The sequence below is a fragment of the Rhizobium aethiopicum genome (assembly GCF_014197535.1).
In the GTDB taxonomy this organism is placed as follows: domain Bacteria; phylum Pseudomonadota; class Alphaproteobacteria; order Rhizobiales; family Rhizobiaceae; genus Rhizobium; species Rhizobium aethiopicum_A.
The window spans coordinates 1-19279 of the sequence record NZ_JACIFV010000004.1; the positions used below are offsets into that span (position 1 = coordinate 1).

Here is a 19279-nt window from a genome sequence, read left to right on the forward strand (position 1 = left end):
GCGTAAACCTCAATCTCTCGAACCGCCCGGTGCGGACCCGCATGCCGGGTGGTGTGGCAGGGGTGCGATCACATCGATCGCCCCCTATGCCGATTGGTAACGGGTCGAGGAGTTAACGCCTCTTCAGGGGCCTGCAAGCAGGCAACGCCCACGCCGCGGGACAGAATAACCCCAAAGCCTGCCCGAAACCAAAACTCCCTCTCCAAGTATCACAAAGCCTTTATCGCTGGCGGAAAAGCTTCACTTTCCCTTAGCGACCGTAGCTCGTCGTTCGCTAAAGCTCACCATAACCTGAAGGGTCAGCCTGCGAACGGTTCAAATCCCGCCTCCGCAACCAAAATTCCCTTCATCTCCTGCAACACCACGGTCAGTTATGGCCGGCGCGAAGACTTCATCTTTGCTGGTCCGTTCCTGCATGCCGGACATCATTGCTGGAAAATCAACAGGACGTAGGCCAGGAAAAGCACGAGATGGACCGCACCCTGCATCAGATGCGTGCGACCGCTGGCAAAGGTGATGATGCTGACGGCAAGAGTGAGCAGCAGCATCACAAGATCTCCATGCTCCAGACCGAGTGTTACCGGGTGTCCATAAAGGCGGCTGATGACGAGCATCGCCGGCACGGTCAGCCCGATCGTCGACAAAACCGACCCGAGAAAAATATTGACGGAGCGTTGAAGATTGTTGGCGATGGATGCGCGCACGGCGCTGATTGCCTCGGGGGTCGCGACAAGAATGGCCATGACGACACCGCCAAATGCGGTTGGAGCCTGCAGGGTTTCGATAATGTAATCGATCGGCCGCGCGAGTTGTTCGACCAGAAACACCACGGGCCCCATATAGGCGAACAGCAAAAGGGCATGAGGCCACACCGGCGCGTGGTAAAGCGCTGCTTCGCCGGGAGGTTCGCGGCGATTGCTGCCGTCGGTGAAATAGTCCTGATGGCGACCGGCTTGAAGAAACAGAAACGTGGCATAAAGGCCGACGGAGAGTATGCCGAGGATCAATTGACGTGGCGCCGACGGGTGCTGTCCGTCCGGGCCGGAAAGAAATGTCGGCATCACCAGGCTGAGTGTTGCCAAGGGCACGATGACGCCGAGATAGGCGTTGGCGCCCTGGAGGTTATGCTGTTGCTCCGGGCGCCGCCATGCACCCAAGAGCAATGACAGGCCGACCATGCCGTTCAGGATGATCATGACGACCGCAAACAAAGTGTCGCGGGCCAGCGTCGGGTTGTTTTCGCCATGAATCATCACGGCGGAAATCGCCATCACTTCGATCGAAGTGATGGCGAGCGTCAGAATAAGGGTGCCGTAAGGCTCCTTAAGGCGCTCCGCCAGGTGATCCGCGTGCCGCACGACCGACAGAGCCGAACCGAGCACGACGGTAAATAGCCACGCGAAAACGACGGTGAACCAAAGCGGATCGGAAAGTCGGCTGAACAGGTCGTCCTGGAAAACAAGGAACGCCAAGCTCGTCGCGATGCTGACGCCCAGGAACCATTCCTCGCGCATCAGGTCGGTTGCGCCGGTGGGCAATGCCGGCCCGTCAGCCATCGCAACCACCGTAATCCGGCAGATGCCGCCGCAATGCGATCATTGACACCATCGCCTGCCCGATCCTGAGATAAAGTCGTTCATTTGTCGTCGGCCCACAGTAGCAAAAGGACCGTGCTCCAGGCCAGATGGCAGTGACCATTCCAAATGGGCGCAGCTTGCCTATTCGCGGCCGGTGGCCGGAATCGCTGCGCCGGTAACGACGGCTGCGGCGGGTGATATCAGGAAAGCGATGAGCCGGGCGATCGACTGCGGCGATACCCAGGCGTCCGTTTTTGCGTTGGGCATGGCAGCACGATTCTCGGGCGTATCGATCGTGCCGGGCAGAATGCAGTTGGCGGTGATGCGGTCGTCGCGGCATTCGGCAGCAAGCGCTTCCGTCAGCCGGATGACGGCCGCTTTCGAGGCAGCATAGGCGGCTTGATTGGGGCCGGCCTTCAGGCCGGGCATCGCAGCGACGTGTACAATGCGGCCGTAGCCTGCAGCTTTCATCGTCGGCAGAACCGCCGCGCTGATCGTCAGCGCGGTGCGGGCGTTTGCCGTCATCATGGTATCCCATTGCGCCGGGGCCTCCGGCCCGACCGGTCCCATCTGAAAACCGCCGACTGTGTTGACCAATGCGCCTACGCCGCCGAAGCGCTTGACGGCTCGGGCGACGGCGGTAGCGCAGGAGGCATAGTCGGTGAGATCCGTTCCGGCGATCGAGAGAAACTCCGTGGATGCGGGAAGCTCACCGGCCAAAGTTTCCAGCTCCTGGCTCGAACGGTTCATGCAGACGAGTTTTACGCCGGCGCCTGCAAGCTCCCGGACAACGGCGCTGCCGAGGTTGCCGCCGGCTCCCGTGACGATCACGGCTTTCTGGTCGTTCATGGCAAGCGATCTCCTGACGGTGCCGGTGCTGGATGATGCCGCGCATTGTTGGTCCAGGCTGCGCCGTAACGCAACCCCTGCGCAACCGCGCCAGTCAGGTATCTTGAGAAGGCGGGCGGAGCAGAGAGCTCCGCCCGCCTTCATCCCGGCTCGGTCGGGTCGGGGTCAGTGATATTTTTCCCGTTCGCGGCCGAGGATGACCGGCGCATCCAACTCAGAGATCGGGCGGGTGACATCTGCCGGGATGTCACCGGCGAGCTGCAGGTCGAGATATCGGGCGCAGCAGACGCGCAGGAAGGATGTGAAGTTCCCGAGATCATGGCCGGCATCGATCGATTCATGGTGCAGCCGGGTAATCAGCTGCACGACGTTCATGCCGTCGCGCCGGGCAATTTCCTCAAGCTTCGACCAAAAGAAGTTCTCCAGCCTGACGCTGGTGACCATGCCGTCGATGCGCAGCGACCGGGTGGTGCTTTCCCATAGCCGCGCATCCGCCTTGATGAAGAGTTCACACATGTCGTCCTCCCGGCGCCGCCACCTCAGGCGGCGTTGGTTTCAGGTATTGACGAGGCATCGAGCACGGCCATGAACTGCCGCAGCCAGGAGGGATGCGCCGGCCAGGCCGGCGCGGTGACCAGGTTGCCGTCCGAGACCGCATCGGTGATGGAAATATCGGCGTAAATGCCGCCGGCAAGTTCGACTTCCGGCCTGCAGGCGGGATAGGCCGAGCAGGTGCGGCCCTTCAACACGCCGGCGGCGGCAAGCAGCTGCGCGCCGTGGCAAATGGCTGCAACGGGTTTTCCGGCATCGAAGAAATGCCGGACCGATTTGATGACGTCGGCATTGAGGCGAAGATATTCCGGCGCGCGACCGCCGGGGATAACCAAGGCATCGTAATTCTCCGACCGCACGCTGTCGAAAGTGGCGTTCAGCGCGAAATTATGGCCGCGTTTTTCCGAGTAGGTCTGATCGCCCTCGAAATCATGAATGGCGGTGGCAACGGTCTCGCCCGCCTTCTTGCCTGGGCAGACGGCATCGACCGTATAGCCGCAGGCGAGCAGTGCCTGAAACGGCACCATCGTTTCATAATCTTCGGTGAAGTCACCCGTGATCATCAGGATCTTAGAAGCTGGCATCGCATCCTCCCTTGAAACCAACAGACGAAGATTAACAAAGACCGCTCAGCAGCAGGTACTATGGGAATACTACAGACGAAATTCTCGGCCGGAAGCAGGTGAGCATCACGAGCTTTCAGACCCTCTCCCGTATGTAAAACCGTTGCATCTGTCGGGCGGCAGATGTCAGACCGTCCTGACCGTCGCATCCGGGACGGCACAGGCCTCGCCGCCGCCGAAGAGACGGGAACGGGTGAGGAAGCGTTTCTCGCGGCCGTTGTCGAGCGAGAACATGCCGCCGCGTCCCGGCACGACGTCGATGATGAGCTGCGTATGTTTCCACGCCTCGAACTGGCTGATGCTGATATAGACCGGCACGCCGCCGATCTCGCCGAGCTTGACGTCGCTGTCGCCGACCATGAACTCATTGGCGGGATAACACATGGGGGAAGAGCCGTCGCAGCAGCCGCCGGACTGGTGGAAGAGGATATCGGGATGATCCCGCTTGATTTCTGCGATCAGATCAAGGGCCGCATCGGTTGCGAGAACACGCGGTTCGCCGTTGACGGTCGTTTCCATGGTTCTTCCTCCTAAAATTTGGGGAAGAAAAGACCCCTCCCCAAACCCCTCCCCACAAGGGGGAGGGACTTAACTTGTTGAATAGCCTCGTCTAAAAGCGATGTATTGCCTTGCTGAGACTTCGGTAAGGAAAGCTGGTGGAGCGGCATCATAGGCCCCTCCCCCTTGTGGGGAGGGGTTGGGGAGGGGTTACCTCTCCCATATGAAAGCATCTCAGAAGAAACCCAGTGCCTTCGGGCTGTAGCTGACCAGCATGTTCTTGGTCTGCTGGTAATGCTCGAGCATCATCTTGTGGGTTTCGCGGCCGATGCCGGATTGCTTGTAGCCGCCGAAGGCGGCATGGGCCGGGTAGGCATGATAGCAGTTGGTCCAGACGCGGCCGGCCTGGATCTCGCGGCCGAAACGGTAGCAGCGATTGGCGTCGCGGCTCCAGACACCGGCACCAAGACCGTAGAGCGTGTCGTTGGCGATTTCGAGCGCTTCCTTCTCATCCTTGAAGGTCGCGACCGAGACCACAGGTCCGAAGATCTCCTCCTGGAACACACGCATCTTGTTGTGGCCCTTGAAGATCGTCGGCTTGACGTAATAGCCGTTCGCCAGTTCGCCGCCGAGATCGTTGCGCGAGCCGCCGGCCAGAACCTGGGCGCCTTCCTGCTTGCCGATATCGAGATAGGCGAGGATCTTCTCAAGCTGCTCCGTCGATGCCTGAGCGCCGATCATCGTTTCCGGATCGAGCGGGTTGCCCTGTTTGATCGCCTCGACGCGTTTGACGGCTTTCTCCATGAAGCGGTCGTAGATCGATTCCTGAACGAGGGCGCGGCTCGGGCAGGTGCAGACTTCACCCTGGTTCAAGGCGAACATCGCAAAGCCCTCGAGCGCCTTGTCGAGGAAATCGTCGTCCTCGGCCATCACGTCGGCGAAGAAGATGTTCGGGGATTTGCCGCCGAGCTCCAGCGTCACTGGAATGAGGTTCTGGCTGGCATATTGCATGATCAGCCGGCCGGTCGTCGTTTCGCCGGTGAAGGCAATCTTGGCGATGCGCGTGCTGGTCGCCAGCGGCTTTCCGGCCTCGATCCCGAAGCCGTTGACGATGTTGAGCACGCCGGGCGGCAGGAGGTCGCCGACGAGTTCGGCCCAGAGCAGGATCGAGGCCGGGGTCTGCTCGGCGGGCTTCAGAACGACGCAGTTGCCGGCGGCAAGTGCCGGCGCCAGCTTCCAGGTCGCCATTAGAATCGGGAAGTTCCAGGGAATGATCTGGCCGACGACGCCAAGCGGCTCGTGGAAGTGATAGGCGACTGTATCTTGGTCGATCTCGCCGATCGAGCCCTCCTGGGCACGGATGCAGGAGGCGAAGTAGCGGAAGTGGTCGATCGCCAGCGGAATGTCGGCCGCCATGGTTTCGCGGATCGGCTTGCCATTGTCCCAGGTCTCGGCCTGGGCGAGCAGTTCCAGCTTGTCTTCCATGCGCTGGGCGATCTTCATGAGGATATTGGAGCGCTCGGCGGCGGAAGTGCGGCCCCATTTTTCCTTGGCCGCATGGGCCGCATCGAGCGCGAGATTGATGTCCTTTTCATCGGAGCGCGGGATGTCGCAGAGTTTGCCGCCTGTGACCGGCGTCACGTTTTCAAAGTATCTGCCTTCGACCGGCTCGCGCCATTCGCCGCCGATATAGTTGCCGTATTTCAGCTTGAACGGCGATTCCACGATTTTCTGATGAAGCATGTCATCCTCCCTTGATGGTCCAGGTTCCAATCGAACCAGTGGGAGCAAAATGTGCGCGTTTTGCCGAAGGGAACAGGGTGGAGGATCAATACCGCAGCGCACACTGTCGCAGACATGCGACAGGGTCGCGTTTTGATTGCGATGTCCTATGGAACCGCCGGAGCCTGGTTTAATGGAGGCCTAATTTCTTCATCTTTCGGTGGAGCGTGGCGCGGCTGATCCCGAGGGCGATCGCCGCCTGCGAGACATTGCCGCTGGTGCGCGATAGCGCGCGCAGCAGGGCCGCTTTTTCAGCTTCGACAATCTCTTCCTGTTGTGAGACGGTGGCTTCATGTAGCGCATCGGCGGCGGGTATGCCGGCCGCGATCCGTTTGTCGTCCAATTGCAGCGCGATCCGGGCTGCACGGGTGGCGCCGAGGACGAGATCGTGCCTGTCGACGGCGAGCAGGGCGGCCGCGGAATTGGCGCTCGTGGGGACCATCAGGAAACGGGCGCCGGCAAAGGCCGATCGAAACAGATTGAGCTCGATGCGCAACGCCGCGTCGCGCACAGTCTGCGTGAGGATCGCCAGCGTCATCTCGTTGACCTCGTCGCGGCAGGTCGAGATGTCGAGGGCAGCGGCGAGTTCGCCGCGATGATCGCGGATTGGGGCCGTCGTGCAACTCAGGCGGATATTCGAGCAGAAGAAATGTTGATCCCGAAAAATGGCGACGGAGCGCTCGTCGGCAAGGGCGGTTCCAATGCCGTTGGTGCCCATGCTCGCCTCGGTCCATACCGAGCCGGTCCAGAGGCCAAGATCGTGGAAATCCTTGTCGTCGCCGGCAGAGCCCCGGCGCTCCAGCGCGATGCCCTTCCTGTCCGTTAGAAGAATGCAGCAGCCGGCCCTGCCCACCGTGGTGAAGAGGCGGTCCAGTTCCTCGGTTGCGCCGGCGATCAGTTGTTCCGATTGTTTGCGAGCGTCAAGAAATTCCTGGTCGGTCAGGCGCATCGGCGCGCGCTCGTCCTCGGGGACGAGGCGATGCATGGTCATACACCGCCGCCACGACGCGACGATCGGAGAACTCGCGGCAGCGGAATTCCGTTGCGCAGAGGTGTAGACATGCTCCGCATGTGCTGACTGTTCCTGCATCTGCTCCTCCCACGGAACTTCAGCATAGTCTGATGGAAAAGCGGGCGGTTTGCAATTGCACGCTCGGCCGTCTCCCTCTTCGCCCTTGGTGATCAGACGCAGTGCTGAAAAGCTTCAGGGATCGTTGCACGACATCGTGCTCCACGTCATTGATCTAGATCTGGTTCAAAACCATCGATGTCTATCGCGACAGCCAGGCCTCGATGCCGCGCGAGGCCGCCCTGCCGGTCGCAAGGCAGGCGGTGAGCAGATAGCCGCCGGTCGGCGCCTCCCAGTCGAGCATCTCGCCGGCGACGAAGGTGCCCGGCAGCGCCTTCAGCATGAAGCCGTCGTCGATGCTGGTCCAGCGGATGCCACCGGCAGAGGAGATCGCCTCGGCGATCGGCCTTGTATCGAGAACCGGTACCGGCAGAGCCTTGATCATACCGGCGAGACGTTCGGGATCGGTTCGGTCGCGGTCCGGCGCGAGTTCGCGCAGCAATGCCGCCTTGACGCCGTCAAGCCCGGCGCCCTTGCGCAGGCGGTTTGAAAAGCTCGACTTGGTGTCCTGCCGCGTCAGGTCGCGCGCCAGCCTTTCGATCGCCCGACCCGGGGCGAGGTCGAGCGTCAGGGCCGCGCTGCCGTGATGCAGCAGCCGGTCGCGGAGGCTGGCCGCATGGGCATAGACCAGACTGCCCTCGATGCCGCTGTCGGTAATGACGAACTCGCCGGGAAAGGTGCCGGCTTCGGATGTGGCGGTGACCGACTTGACGGGCTCGCCGGCGAAACGCGCGCTTAAGCTGGCGCTCCAGCCGACGATGAAGCCGCAATTGGCGGGCCGGAAGGCGTCGATCTCGACGCCCCTCTCGGCCAACCAGGGCAGCCAGGCCGCATCCGAGCCGAGGCGCGGCCAACTTGCGCCGCCAAGCGCCAGCAGGGCGGCGTCGCAATGGACGATGCTACGCCCTTCCGGCGTTTCGAAAACGTAACCGCCTTCGACAAGGCCGGTGCAGCGGTGGCGGGTGCGCAACGCGACACCCCGCTCTCCCAGCCGCTTGAGCCAGGCACGCAGCAAAGGAGAAGCCTTCATCACCTTCGGGAAAACCCGGCCGGAGGAGCCGACGAAAGTCTCGGTGCCGAGCCCTGCGGCCCAATCCCTGATATCGGCAGGGGTAAAGGCATCGAGAGCGGGACGCAGACAGGCTGAAGCCGCGCCGAAGCGGGTGACGAAGCGGGCATAGTCCTCGGAATGGGTGATATTGAGGCCCGACTTGCCGGCCAGCAGAAACTTGCGGGCGAAGGTCGGCATGGCGTCGTAGACCGTCACCGCATGGCCGGAGAGCGACAGCCGCTCGGCAGCCGCAAGACCCGCGGGGCCGCCGCCGATGATCGCAATCCGGTTCTGGCTCATGATGTCTTCGCCCGATTCTTTCCCGCGCAGTTTTGCCGCGGGCGCTGATCACCTGCAAGGGTGCAGGTTCGTCAATGGTGCGAATGCGTGCATTGACCGTGGTCGGCGAGAACCTCGATGACGCGGCATTGGTCAACGCGGCCGTGGCCGCAGCTCTCCACCATCATTTCCAGCTCGGCCTTTAAAGCCATCAGGCTGCGGATGCGCTGCTCGACTTCGACGAGGCGAGCCTTGGCGATGGCGTCGGCCGAGGCGCAGGACTGGTTCGGATCATCCTGCAGAGTGAGCAGCGTACGGATCGCCTCGATCTCGAAACCGAGCTCGCGCGCGTGGCGGATGAAAGCGAGGCGGCTGATGTCGGCAGGTTCGAAGGATCGCTGGTTGCCTTCGCTGCGGCTCGGGGCCGCGAGCAGGCCGATGCTCTCGTAATAGCGCACCGTCGGCACCTTGACGCCGCTTCGGCGGGCCGCCTCGCCAATCGTGATCTTTTTCATGATTTTTCTCTTGCACCTCTAGTCGCTAGAGGATGTAGGGGGGATGCTTCTGTTTGACAAGGAAGCGGATATGGCTGAGACGAGCGAGACACGATACAGGGTCGGCGGCATGGATTGCGCCGCCTGCGCGAGCAAGATCGATACCGCGGTCAGGCGCGTAGCAGGCGTTGCCGATGTCTCAGTCTCGGTGGTGACGGGCACCATGACCATCCGGCATGACGGCAGCAGCGATCTCAAGGCAGTCGAGAGGAAGGTGACGGGGCTTGGTTATTCCGTCTCGCCCTTTACCACGCCCGCGCGTGAAGGCCGCCCGCACCATCATCACGATCACGCCGCTCATGGCCATGGAGATCACGACCATGCCCATGACGAGAAGGAAATCGAAGGCCTGCATGGGCACGACCATGCGCCGATGGCCGGTCCCTGGTGGCGGAGCAGGAAAGGCCGCCTGGCCATTTTTTCGGGTGCGGCACTCGTTGTCGCCTATGCCGTCGGCCATCTGGTGCCGGCGATCGCGTCCTATGCCTTCTTCGTTGCGATACTGGTCGGTCTGCTGCCGATTGCGCGGCGAGCCGTCATGGCGGCTTTGTCAGGCACGCCGTTTTCGATCGAGATGCTGATGACGATCGCCGCCGTCGGCGCCGTCATCATCAATGCGGGCGAGGAGGCAGCAACGGTCGTATTCCTGTTCCTCGTCGGCGAGCTGCTCGAAGGTGTGGCGGCGGGCAGGGCGCGTGAAAGCATCCAGTCGCTGACGGCCCTGGTGCCGAAGACCGCGCTGCTTGAACACAATGGTCAGATGCGGGAGGTGCCGGCGGAAAGTCTTGCCGTCGGCGCGGTCATCATGGTTCGTCCCGGCGATCGCATCTCTGCCGACGGCGTCATCGTATCAGGCGAGAGCGCGATCGACGAGGCTCCGGTGACAGGCGAGAGCACGCCGCTGCGCAAGGGCGTCGATGCCGTCGTCTATGCCGGTACGGTCAATGGCGATGCGGTGCTCAGGGTTCGCGTCACGGCAGCCGCTGCCGACAATACCATCGCTCGCGTCGTCAAGCTGGTGGAAGAAGCGCAGGAATCGAAGGCGCCGACGGAGCGCTTTATCGATCGGTTCTCTTGCTACTACACGCCGGGCGTGGTCGTGGTCGCAGCACTGGTCGCAGTCGTTCCGCCGCTGTTTTTCAGCGGCGCGTGGGGGGAATGGATCTACAAGGGACTTGCCATCCTCCTGATTGGCTGCCCCTGCGCCCTCGTCATCTCGACGCCGGCGGCGATCGCCGCTTCGCTGTCGGCGGGCGCACGGCGCGGGCTGCTGATGAAGGGCGGCGCGGTCCTGGAGACGCTCGGCAAGGTGACGATGGTCGCCTTCGACAAGACGGGCACGCTGACGGAAGGCAAGCCTCGGGTGACCGACATCCTTTCCTTCGGGTTGAGCGAGGCGCAGCTCCTGTCGCGCGCGGCTGTGCTCGAGCAGGGCTCCAGCCATCCGCTGGCACTGGCGATCCTCGACCGCGCCAAGGCGGACGGCGTGCCCGTGCCGCCCGCCTTCGAACTGGAAGCGCTGCCGGGCAAGGGTGTCACCGGCAAGATCGGCGGCGAGACAGTGGATCTCTTGTCGCCGCCCGCCGCCCGCGAGCGTGGGGCGCTCAACGCGGAACAGGAGGCGCGTATTGCAGGGCTCAATGATGAGGGCAAGAGCGTATCGGTGCTGCTCGTCAATGGCGCTGCGGCCGGCCTGATCGCCATGCGCGACGAGCCGCGCGAGGATGCCGGGGCGGGGCTCTCGGCGCTCAAATCGGCCGGTGTCAAGGCGATGATGCTGACGGGCGACAACAAGCGGACGGCGGCCGCCGTCGCCGGCATGCTCGGCATCGACTGGCGTGGGGAGATGATGCCCGAGGACAAGCAACGGGTCGTCGGCGAATTGAAGCGCGAGGGCTTCGTCGTCGCCAAGGTCGGCGACGGCATCAACGACGCGCCGGCGCTCGCTGCCGCCGATATCGGCATCGCCATGGGCGGCGGCACCGACGTGGCGCTGGAGACCGCCGATGCCGCCGTGCTGCACGGACGCGTCGGCGACGTGGCGCGGATGATCGCGCTTTCCAAGCGCACGATGCGCAATATCTCGCAGAATATCACCATCGCGCTCGGGCTGAAGGCTTTCTTTCTGGTGACGACGATCGCCGGCATCAGCGGACTCTGGCCAGCGATCCTCGCCGATACCGGCGCCACCGTGCTGGTGACGATCAATGCGCTCAGGCTGCTTCGTGTACGGGAATGAATGTTTTGCCGCTGGCGGTTTGAAGACCAGCGATTAGGACCGGTCTCCGTTAGGTCGGCTCTCGGTTTGCTGACAAGGTCTCCTCGGTCATGCTCGGCCTTGTGCCGAACATCTGACCACTGCAATTATTTGGCAGGAAAACTCTTATTTTCAGATGCTTAGTTGACCTGGGTGGGGTCCTCGGCACGAGGCCGAGGATGACGTCGCGGGTTTTGCGTCGTCTGTCGGCAGCCAAGGAGCTGGCTATAGGCCAGCCGTCATCACGGTCTGTTCCACAGCGTCTTTTTCTTAAGATTTCGTTATCCCTGTTTTTCACAGGAACGCAGCGATTTCAAACCTGCCCTAACGCAAGGCGCCAACCATCTGTTGACGTGATTTTTGATTCGCGTACTATATCTAGTGTTTGAGGTTCCCTCGATTCGTAAGGGTCGCGGGCTAAGATGGGAATACGGTGCATTTGCGCCATCATGGCGTGGCAATGCCGGAGCTGCCCCCGCAACTGTAAGCGGCGAGCAACTGTCCGATTTCAGGTCACTGGAGCATGATGCTCCGGGAAGGCCGGGCAGGGTGCTTCGACCCGTGAGCCAGGAGACCTGCCTTGAACGAAACGTCCACGGGCGGGGTGTCCGGAAGGTCGCGTGATCAAAGGCGGAATGATCCGTGCTTGTTGCGCTGCCCCGAACGTCCGCATGAGCACTTCGGGGTTTGAAGCATGTCGAAAACATCAAGGCCGTCGCCCGCGCACATCCTGCGAGGGATGATATCAGGCGTTTAAAGCGCCAACCTTGCCACATCATTATCAAGCATTGTCCCGGACGCCGTACGACGCCCGATCCAGTCCTGCGTCCTGAATCCACTGACATCACGAGGAACATGATGAGCGTTACCGTTTACAGCAAGCCGGCCTGCGTCCAATGCACCGCCACCTACCGCGCCCTCGACCGCCTGGGCGTGGACTATGAAGTGGTCGATATTTCCCAGGATGCCGAAGCGCTCGATCGTGTGCGCGGCATGGGCTACATGCAGGTTCCGGTCGTGGTTGCCGGCAGCCAGCATTGGGCGGGTTTCCGTCCCGACATGATCAGCGCGCTCTCCTGAGCCGAGAAAGGCGATGGGGCTGATCGTCTACTATTCCAGCCGGTCCGGGAACACCCATCGGTTCGTCGCCAAGCTCGGATTGCGCGCGGCGCGCATTCCCCTCGGCGCTGAGGCCATCCACATTCGCGAACCCTATGTGCTGATCTCACCCACCTATTGCGGCGATGGCGGCAAAGGGGCCGTGCCCAGGCAGGTGATCCGCTTCCTCAACGATGCGGAAAACCGTTCCAACATCCGCGGCGTGATCGCCGCGGGCAACAGCAATTTCGGCGAGACCTACGGGCTTGCCGGCGATGTGATCTCGCGGAAATGCCAGGTGCCGTATCTCTACAGGTTCGAGCTTCTGGGGACGGCCGAGGATGTCGCCAATGTCAAAGACGGGATGGGACGATTTTGGACACGGGAACGAATTTGACGCGGGATGCGGGCGCAAAAGCGCTGAAGGCGGCCGAAACGCTCGATTATCATGCGCTGAACGCGATGTTGAACCTCTACGACGATGAGGGCAGGATCCAGCTCGACAAGGACCGCATGGCGGCCAAGCAGTATTTCCTGCAGCATGTGAACCAGAACACGGTGTTCTTTCACAATCTTCGGGAAAAGCTCGATTACCTCGTCAGCGAGGGCTATTACGAGCAGGAGGTTCTCGATCAGTATTCCTTCAATTTCGTTCGCGACCTGTTCGATCAGGCCTATGCCAGGAAATTCCGGTTTCCCACCTTTCTCGGCGCCTTCAAATATTACACCAGCTACACGCTGAAGACCTTCGACGGAAAGCGTTATCTCGAGCGCTATGAGGACCGCATCTGCATGGTGGCGCTGACTTTGGCACGCGGCGATGAGGCCCTTGCGCGCGACATGGTCGACGAGATCATTTCCGGCCGTTTCCAGCCGGCGACGCCGACCTTCCTCAATGCCGGCAAGAAGCAGCGCGGCGAACTCGTCTCGTGTTTCCTGCTGCGCGTCGAGGACAACATGGAATCGATCGGCCGCTCGATCAATTCGGCGCTGCAGCTCTCGAAGCGCGGCGGCGGCGTGGCCTTGTCTCTGACGAACATCCGTGAAGCCGGCGCACCGATCAAGCAGATCGAGAACCAGTCCTCCGGCATCATTCCGGTGATGAAGCTGCTCGAAGACAGCTTCTCCTATGCCAACCAGCTTGGTGCGCGCCAGGGCGCGGGCGCGGTCTATCTCAACGCCCATCATCCCGACATCATGGGATTTCTCGACACCAAGCGTGAAAACGCCGACGAGAAGATCCGCATCAAAACGCTATCGCTCGGCGTCGTCGTGCCAGACGTTACCTTCGAGCTCGCCAGGAACAATGAGGACATGTACCTGTTCTCGCCCTATGACGTGGAGCGCGTCTATGGTGTGCCCTTCACCGAGATTTCGGTGACGGAAAAGTACCGGGAGATGGTGGCGGACGCCCGTATCTCGAAGAAGAAGATCAAGGCGCGCGAATTCTTCCAGGTGATCGCCGAAATCCAGTTCGAAAGCGGTTATCCCTACATCATGTTCGAGGACACGGTGAATCGGGCGAACCCGGTGGCCGGGCGCATCTCCATGAGCAATCTCTGCTCGGAGATCCTGCAGGTGAGCGAGGCGAGCGAATACAATGACGACCTCTCCTACAAACATCTCGGCAAGGATATTTCCTGCAATCTCGGCTCGCTGAACATTGCGGCGGCGATGGATTCAGCCGATTTCGGCAAGACGATCGAGACCTCGATCCGGGCGCTGACGGCGGTCTCCGACATGAGCCATATCTCCTCGGTTCCGTCGATCGAGAAGGGCAATGACGAGAGCCATGCGATCGGGCTCGGCCAGATGAACCTGCACGGATACCTCGCCCGCGAACGCATCCATTATGGTTCGGAAGAAGGCGTCGATTTCACCAATATCTATTTCTATACGGTGACCTATCACGCCATCCGCGCCTCGAACCTGCTGGCGGTCGAACGCGGCACTAGCTTCAAGGGCTTCGAGAACTCGAAATATGTCTCGGGCGAATACTTCGACAAATATACCGAGCAGGAATGGAAGCCGGCGACCGAAAAGGTGCAGGCGCTGTTCGACAAATCAGGCATCGATATTCCGGCGCGGGAAGACTGGGTGGCGCTGAAGAAGGCCGTCATGACCTCCGGTCTCTATAACCAGAACCTGCAGGCGGTGCCGCCGACGGGATCGATCTCCTACATCAACCACTCGACCTCCTCGATCCATCCGATCGTCTCGAAGATCGAGATCCGCAAGGAAGGCAAGATCGGCCGCGTCTATTATCCGGCGCCGTTCATGACCAACCACAATCTCGATTACTACCAGGACGCCTACGAGATTGGGCCGGAGAAGATCATCGACACCTACGCGGCGGCGACCCAGCATGTCGACCAGGGTCTGTCGCTGACCTTGTTCTTCCGCGATACGGCAACGACGCGCGACATCAACAAGGCGCAGATTTACGCCTGGAAGAAGGGCATCAAGACGATTTATTACATCCGTCTTCGCCAGATGGCACTTTCGGGTACGGAAGTGCAGGGGTGTGTGTCTTGTACGCTTTGAGTTGATTTCGGCCGTGAACCTTTGAGTGCGTGGCCCCCTCACCCTGCCCTCTCCCCGAGGGGAGAGGGGATGTCGCGCCTGCCGCAGATGTCTTCTCCCCATAGGGGAGAAGGTGCCGGCAGGCGGATGAGGGGGCTCCGAACGCCATCATCTATTGGAAGGACATAATCACCATGAACATCGCTGTAAAGCCAACCTGCCGCGGGCGCGCCATCAACTGGAACCGCATCGAGGACGATAAGGATCTCGAAGTCTGGAACCGGCTGACCGGCAATTTCTGGCTGCCGGAGAAGGTGCCGCTGTCGAACGATATCCCATCCTGGGCGACGCTGACGGCGGCCGAGCAGCAGCTGACCATCCGTGTCTTCACCGGATTGACGCTGCTCGACACGATCCAGAACGGTGTCGGCTCCATCAGGCTGATGGAGGATGCGGCGACACCGCATGAGGAGGCAGTGCTTTCCAATGTCTCCTTCATGGAGGCGGTGCATGCGCGCTCCTATTCCTCGATCTTCTCGACGCTGTGCTCGACTGTTGATGTCGACGATGCCTATCGCTGGTCGGAGGAAAACGAATTCCTGCAGCGCAAATCGGCGATGATCATCGAGCAGTATCGCTCCGGCGATCCCCTGAAGAAGAAGGTCGCCAGCGTCTTCCTCGAAAGCTTCCTGTTCTATTCCGGCTTCTACCTGCCGATGTATTGGTCGAGCCGCGCCAAGCTCACCAATACGGCCGACATGATCCGCCTCATCATCCGGGACGAGGCGGTGCACGGTTATTACATCGGCTACAAGTTCCAGCGTGGCCTTGAAACGCTCTCCGAAGAGCGCCGGCAGGAGATCAAGGATTTCGCTTTCGACCTCTTGCTCGAACTCTACGATAACGAGGCGCGATATACCGAGGCGCTCTATGACGGCGTCGGGCTGAGCGAAGACGTCAAGAAGTTCCTGCATTACAACGCCAACAAGGCGTTGATGAACCTCGGCTACGAGGCGCTGTTCCCGGCCGAAGCCTGCAAGGTCAATCCGGCGATCCTGTCGGCGTTGTCGCCGAATGCCGACGAGAACCACGACTTTTTCTCCGGCTCCGGGTCCTCCTATGTCATCGGCAAGGCAGTGGCCACCGAGGATGAAGACTGGGATTTTTGAGACTTGATCGCAGTTTCCCCTTATCATTTGCCTGCCTGTCGACCACATACAGCGGAAATCGGATCCGGCCTTTGCCGGTGACGCGGCGTAACGGGAGTTTTTGATGTCGTCTTTTCCAAACAAGGTCGGGAGGGCCGTTGAGGCGGAGGAGGGTGTCTGGCCGATCCGCCGGAGACGGATTCTCGACTGGCTGGTGAACGAGACGCGCGGCGAGCGCTTCATCGACAATATCCTGGTGGAGATGTGCGGCAAGCTGCTTTCGGCAGGGGTGCCGGTGGCGCGGGCGACGCTGCATTTCAGGGTGAACCACCCGCAATGGATCGGAGCGCGCATTCTCTGGAAGGAGGGGCTCACGGAGGCGAAGATCGACACATTCGCCTATGGCGTCGAAAACACGCCGGAGTTTCTGAACAGTCCGATCAATGCGATCCATCAGGGTGCCGAGGAACTGCGCAAACGGCTGGAAGGCGCAGCCGACGGCGACCTGGATTCATTCTATCAGGAACTGCATGACGACGGCCTGACCGAATATATCGCCTGGCCGGTCGAACACACCTTCGGCAAACGGCATGTCGTGACATTTTCCACCCGCCGGCCGGGCGGTTTTGCGAGCGAACATGTCGATTTCCTGCGCGATCTCCTGCCGGCGCTGACCCTCGTCAGCGAAATCAGGCTGAAGAACATCATGGCGCGCACGCTGCTGCAGACCTATGTCGGGCCGCATGCGAGCGAGCAGATCTTGTCGGGTGTCACGACCCGCGGCAGCGGCGCGACCGTCGGCGCGGCCATCATGATCTGCGATCTGCGCGATTTCACGGCGATCTCCGATCTCTGGCCGCGTGACGACGTCATCCACCTGCTGAACGATTATTTCGACGCCATGTCCGATCCGATCGAACGACATGGCGGGGAAATCCTGAAGTTCATGGGAGACGGGCTGCTGGCGATCTTCCCGCTAGCCAAGGAGACGGCCTGCCTCGATCTGCTGCAGGCGATCCGCGAAGGGCAGGCGTCGATGGCCGAGCTGAACGAGGAGCACCTGCGCACGGGACGGGAACCCCTGCGCTACGGCGTCGGTGTGCATGTCGGCGACGTCATGTACGGCAATATCGGCTCGCGCCGGCGGCTGGATTTCACCGTTATCGGCCCAGCGGTCAATGTCGCGTCACGGCTGGAAAGCCTGACCAAGGAGGTTAAGCGTCCGGTGCTCTTGTCGCGGGCCTTCGTCGAAATGGCAGGCTGCGCGAAAGACATGGACGGTCTCGGCACCTTCCCGCTGCGCGGGCTCGGAGAGCCTGTCGATGTCTTTGCTTTCCCGGAACGGTAGAGCATGTCGCGCAAAAGTGCGCAGCGGTTTTGCGACAACGAACTGCGCAAAAACAAAGACCTAAAGCGTGGAGCGAATCTGAAAGATCGCGACACGCTTTAGACGGGCTCAGACGCCTCGCTTGTTTCCCCACAGCAGCACGTGCAACTGCGGCAGCACGCGCGGGGCAAACCATCGGTCGGCCGTTACCTTCTCGACCAGCCAGTGCATGCGATCCATGACGCCGTCGATATCGATGCGGGCGTCGACGTCATCGGGCGGCGGCGGTGTATGGTTGCCCGGCTGAAGGTACAAGGGAATATAGGGGTAGCGCTGGCCCACCTCTCGGGCGAAAGCATAATCGGCATCGTCGAAGACGACGATTTTCAAGGCGATCTCCGGTCCGCCGGCGGTCAGCCGGAGACAGTCGTCGACCTCACCCCAGTCTGTCAGCATCCCGCTTGACGGCGGCTTGGGACTGAGGACCAGGGTGTCGAGATCGCGAAACCAGTTCCGGGCCACACTTCCCTGTGTTTCCAATGCGAAGCGATATCCCTGGGAATGGCCGAGTTCGATCAGCGGCCCCAGTGGCTGGATAGCCGGATTGCCCCCGGAAAGGGAAACCATTATCGGCTTGCCTCCGGAGAGTTTCGTAACCTCCTGCCAGATCGCCTCGACCGACATGGGGGCCCATTGATCCCGGAAGGCGCTATCGACCGCGTGAAGACTGTCGCACCAGGAGCAGCGGTAATCGCAGCCGCCTGTCCTGACGAATACCGTCGGCAGCCCGATCAATGCGCCTTCGCCCTGTATGGTCGGACCGAAGATCTCGCTGACGCGGATGGTCTCCGCGCTCACGGTCTGTACTCCGCCCAGGTCTTCGGCGTTTCGCTGACGCGGACGGACGAAGTCTCGGGGAAGCGCTGCTTGCACCAGTCGTAGAAATGCCTGGCTAGGAACTCGGAGGTGACTTTCGAGTGGCCGAAGACCTCGTTCAGATGCCGATGATCGAGAGCCTCGTCGATATAGCGCTTGAGCGGGGAGAGGTCGTGATAGTCGCGAACGAAGCCATCGTCATTCAGGGTTTCGGCAGACAGTTCGACGACGACGATATAGTTGTGACCATGGAGCCGGGCACATTGATGACCGGCCGGCAGATGATCGAGCTGATGCGAGGCGGAGAGATGAAATTCCTTGGTGATGCGGTACATCAACGCACCTCCGTCGCGGCATGTTGCGACACCGCCGCCTTCCAGAAGTCGCGGTCCTCGTATTCCGTCGGATCGGCGACACCGGCAAGATGGAAGGCTTCGCGGCGTTCGACACAGGTGCCGCAGCGTCCGCAATGAAGCCTGCCACCCTTGTAGCAGGACCATGTTTCCGCGAAGGGCGTGCCATGTTTTGTGCCATCGGCCACGATCGCTGCTTTGGACACCTCGACATAGGGTGCAAGCAGTCTGACGCTGGCATACCCATCCAGTGCTTCGTTCTGCATGCGCTGGAAAGCGTCGATAAAGCCCGGCCGGCAGTCGGGATAGATGAAGTGGTCGCCACCGTGGACGGCGACGGCGACCGCATCCGCCTTTTGCGCGGCTGCCAGGCCGAAGGCGATGGCCAGCATGATGGCGTTGCGATTGGGTACCACAGTGGCCTTCATGGTCTCCTCGGCGTAGTGGCCGTCCGGGACCTCGACATTATCGGTCAGCGCCGATCCGCTGAGATGGCTGCCGATGGCGGCAATGTCGATGATATGGTGGGGAACGGCAAGGCGTGCGGCACATTTGGCGGCGAAGTCGAGTTCCTTGCGATGCCGTTGGCCGTAATCGAAGGAGACGAGGCCGATAAGCTGTTCTTCCGCCGCTATCTTGTGGGCAAGCGAAACGGAGTCGAGTCCGCCAGAGCAGACGACGATGGTCTTCATATTTTGGATTCCCTTGTTTTGACCGGGTGGGCTGCGACCGGATTACGCGGTGCTTTTAAGCCAAATCACGCGCCATGAAAACAGTTTTAATATGACCGCCCTTCGATCCGG

At 61.2% G+C, this 19279-nt stretch carries 18 protein-coding genes and 1 riboswitch; of the genes, 6 read left to right on the forward strand and 12 right to left on the reverse strand.

The window, feature by feature from the left end:
- Nucleotides 1-425 precede the first annotated feature (425 nt).
- The 9 genes from GGD53_RS07410 to GGD53_RS07450 all read right to left on the reverse strand — a co-directional run bounded on the left by GGD53_RS07410 (nt 426) and on the right by GGD53_RS07450 (nt 8855).
- Nucleotides 426-1556 carry a calcium:proton antiporter gene (locus GGD53_RS07410; RefSeq protein WP_184454855.1) on the reverse strand — a complete coding sequence of 377 codons (1131 nt, stop codon included), beginning with the start codon at nt 1554-1556 and terminating at the stop codon, nt 426-428.
- 162 nt (nt 1557-1718) lie between these two features.
- Nucleotides 1719-2426, reverse strand: a complete 708-nt coding sequence (locus GGD53_RS07415) for an SDR family NAD(P)-dependent oxidoreductase (RefSeq protein WP_184454856.1) — start codon at nt 2424-2426, stop codon at nt 1719-1721.
- 165 nt (nt 2427-2591) lie between these two features.
- Nucleotides 2592-2942, reverse strand: a complete 351-nt coding sequence (locus GGD53_RS07420; protein WP_064805188.1) for a ribbon-helix-helix domain-containing protein — start codon at nt 2940-2942, stop codon at nt 2592-2594.
- Between the two features lie 23 nt (nt 2943-2965).
- Nucleotides 2966-3562, reverse strand: coding sequence for a DJ-1/PfpI family protein (locus GGD53_RS07425; RefSeq protein WP_184454857.1), 597 nt, complete (start codon nt 3560-3562; stop codon nt 2966-2968).
- A gap of 165 nt (nt 3563-3727) precedes the next feature.
- A complete protein-coding gene (locus GGD53_RS07430; protein WP_184454858.1) occupies nt 3728-4120 on the reverse strand; it encodes a DUF779 domain-containing protein in 393 nt (130 codons plus the stop codon).
- Between the two features lie 213 nt (nt 4121-4333).
- The gene (adh, locus tag GGD53_RS07435) at nt 4334-5842 is read right to left on the reverse strand and encodes an aldehyde dehydrogenase (RefSeq protein WP_184454859.1); all 1509 of its coding nucleotides are present in this window, start codon (nt 5840-5842) and stop codon (nt 4334-4336) included.
- A 169-nt stretch (nt 5843-6011) separates the two neighbouring features.
- Nucleotides 6012-6971: a helix-turn-helix domain-containing protein gene (locus GGD53_RS07440; protein ID WP_184454860.1), complete on the reverse strand. Its 960-nt coding sequence runs from the start codon at nt 6969-6971 to the stop codon at nt 6012-6014.
- 181 nt (nt 6972-7152) lie between these two features.
- Entirely contained in the window at nt 7153-8361 is a 1209-nt protein-coding gene (locus GGD53_RS07445; protein ID WP_184454861.1) for a TIGR03862 family flavoprotein, read from the reverse strand.
- Nucleotides 8362-8432: 71 nt separating this feature from the next.
- Nucleotides 8433-8855, reverse strand: coding sequence for a MerR family transcriptional regulator (locus GGD53_RS07450; protein ID WP_184454862.1), 423 nt, complete (start codon nt 8853-8855; stop codon nt 8433-8435).
- A gap of 70 nt (nt 8856-8925) precedes the next feature.
- Here GGD53_RS07450 and GGD53_RS07455 point away from each other — a divergent pair, with 70 nt between their 5' ends.
- The 6 genes from GGD53_RS07455 to GGD53_RS07480 all read left to right on the forward strand — a co-directional run bounded on the left by GGD53_RS07455 (nt 8926) and on the right by GGD53_RS07480 (nt 17268).
- The gene (locus GGD53_RS07455) at nt 8926-11133 is read left to right on the forward strand and encodes a heavy metal translocating P-type ATPase (RefSeq protein WP_184454863.1); all 2208 of its coding nucleotides are present in this window, start codon (nt 8926-8928) and stop codon (nt 11131-11133) included.
- 389 nt (nt 11134-11522) lie between these two features.
- Nucleotides 11523-11748: riboswitch (cobalamin riboswitch) on the forward strand.
- Between the two features lie 261 nt (nt 11749-12009).
- The gene (gene nrdH / locus GGD53_RS07460) at nt 12010-12231 is read left to right on the forward strand and encodes a glutaredoxin-like protein NrdH (protein ID WP_184454864.1); all 222 of its coding nucleotides are present in this window, start codon (nt 12010-12012) and stop codon (nt 12229-12231) included.
- A gap of 13 nt (nt 12232-12244) precedes the next feature.
- Complete coding sequence (gene nrdI / locus GGD53_RS07465) at nt 12245-12646, forward strand: class Ib ribonucleoside-diphosphate reductase assembly flavoprotein NrdI (protein WP_184454865.1); 402 nt, start codon at nt 12245-12247, stop codon at nt 12644-12646.
- Nucleotides 12625-14793, forward strand: a complete 2169-nt coding sequence (gene nrdE / locus GGD53_RS07470) for a class 1b ribonucleoside-diphosphate reductase subunit alpha (protein WP_184454866.1) — start codon at nt 12625-12627, stop codon at nt 14791-14793. The genes nrdI and nrdE overlap by 22 nt, the downstream gene beginning before the upstream one ends.
- A gap of 173 nt (nt 14794-14966) precedes the next feature.
- A complete protein-coding gene (gene nrdF, locus GGD53_RS07475; protein WP_184454867.1) occupies nt 14967-15941 on the forward strand; it encodes a class 1b ribonucleoside-diphosphate reductase subunit beta in 975 nt (324 codons plus the stop codon).
- Between the two features lie 103 nt (nt 15942-16044).
- On the forward strand, nt 16045-17268 hold the full coding sequence (locus tag GGD53_RS07480) for an adenylate/guanylate cyclase domain-containing protein (protein ID WP_184454868.1): 1224 nt from the start codon (nt 16045-16047) through the stop codon (nt 17266-17268).
- A 108-nt stretch (nt 17269-17376) separates the two neighbouring features.
- Here the strand turns inward: GGD53_RS07480 and queE are convergent, their stop codons facing one another.
- Genes queE through queC form a run of 3 tightly spaced genes read right to left on the reverse strand, consistent with a single transcriptional unit; the run spans nt 17377 to nt 19168 of the window.
- Nucleotides 17377-18105: a 7-carboxy-7-deazaguanine synthase QueE gene (queE, locus tag GGD53_RS07485; RefSeq protein ID WP_184454869.1), complete on the reverse strand. Its 729-nt coding sequence runs from the start codon at nt 18103-18105 to the stop codon at nt 17377-17379.
- The gene (queD, locus tag GGD53_RS07490) at nt 18102-18458 is read right to left on the reverse strand and encodes a 6-carboxytetrahydropterin synthase QueD (protein ID WP_184454870.1); all 357 of its coding nucleotides are present in this window, start codon (nt 18456-18458) and stop codon (nt 18102-18104) included. The genes queE and queD overlap by 4 nt, the downstream gene beginning before the upstream one ends.
- Entirely contained in the window at nt 18458-19168 is a 711-nt protein-coding gene (gene queC / locus GGD53_RS07495) for a 7-cyano-7-deazaguanine synthase QueC (RefSeq protein ID WP_184454871.1), read from the reverse strand. The genes queD and queC overlap by 1 nt, the downstream gene beginning before the upstream one ends.
- Nucleotides 19169-19279: the final 111 nt, after the last annotated feature.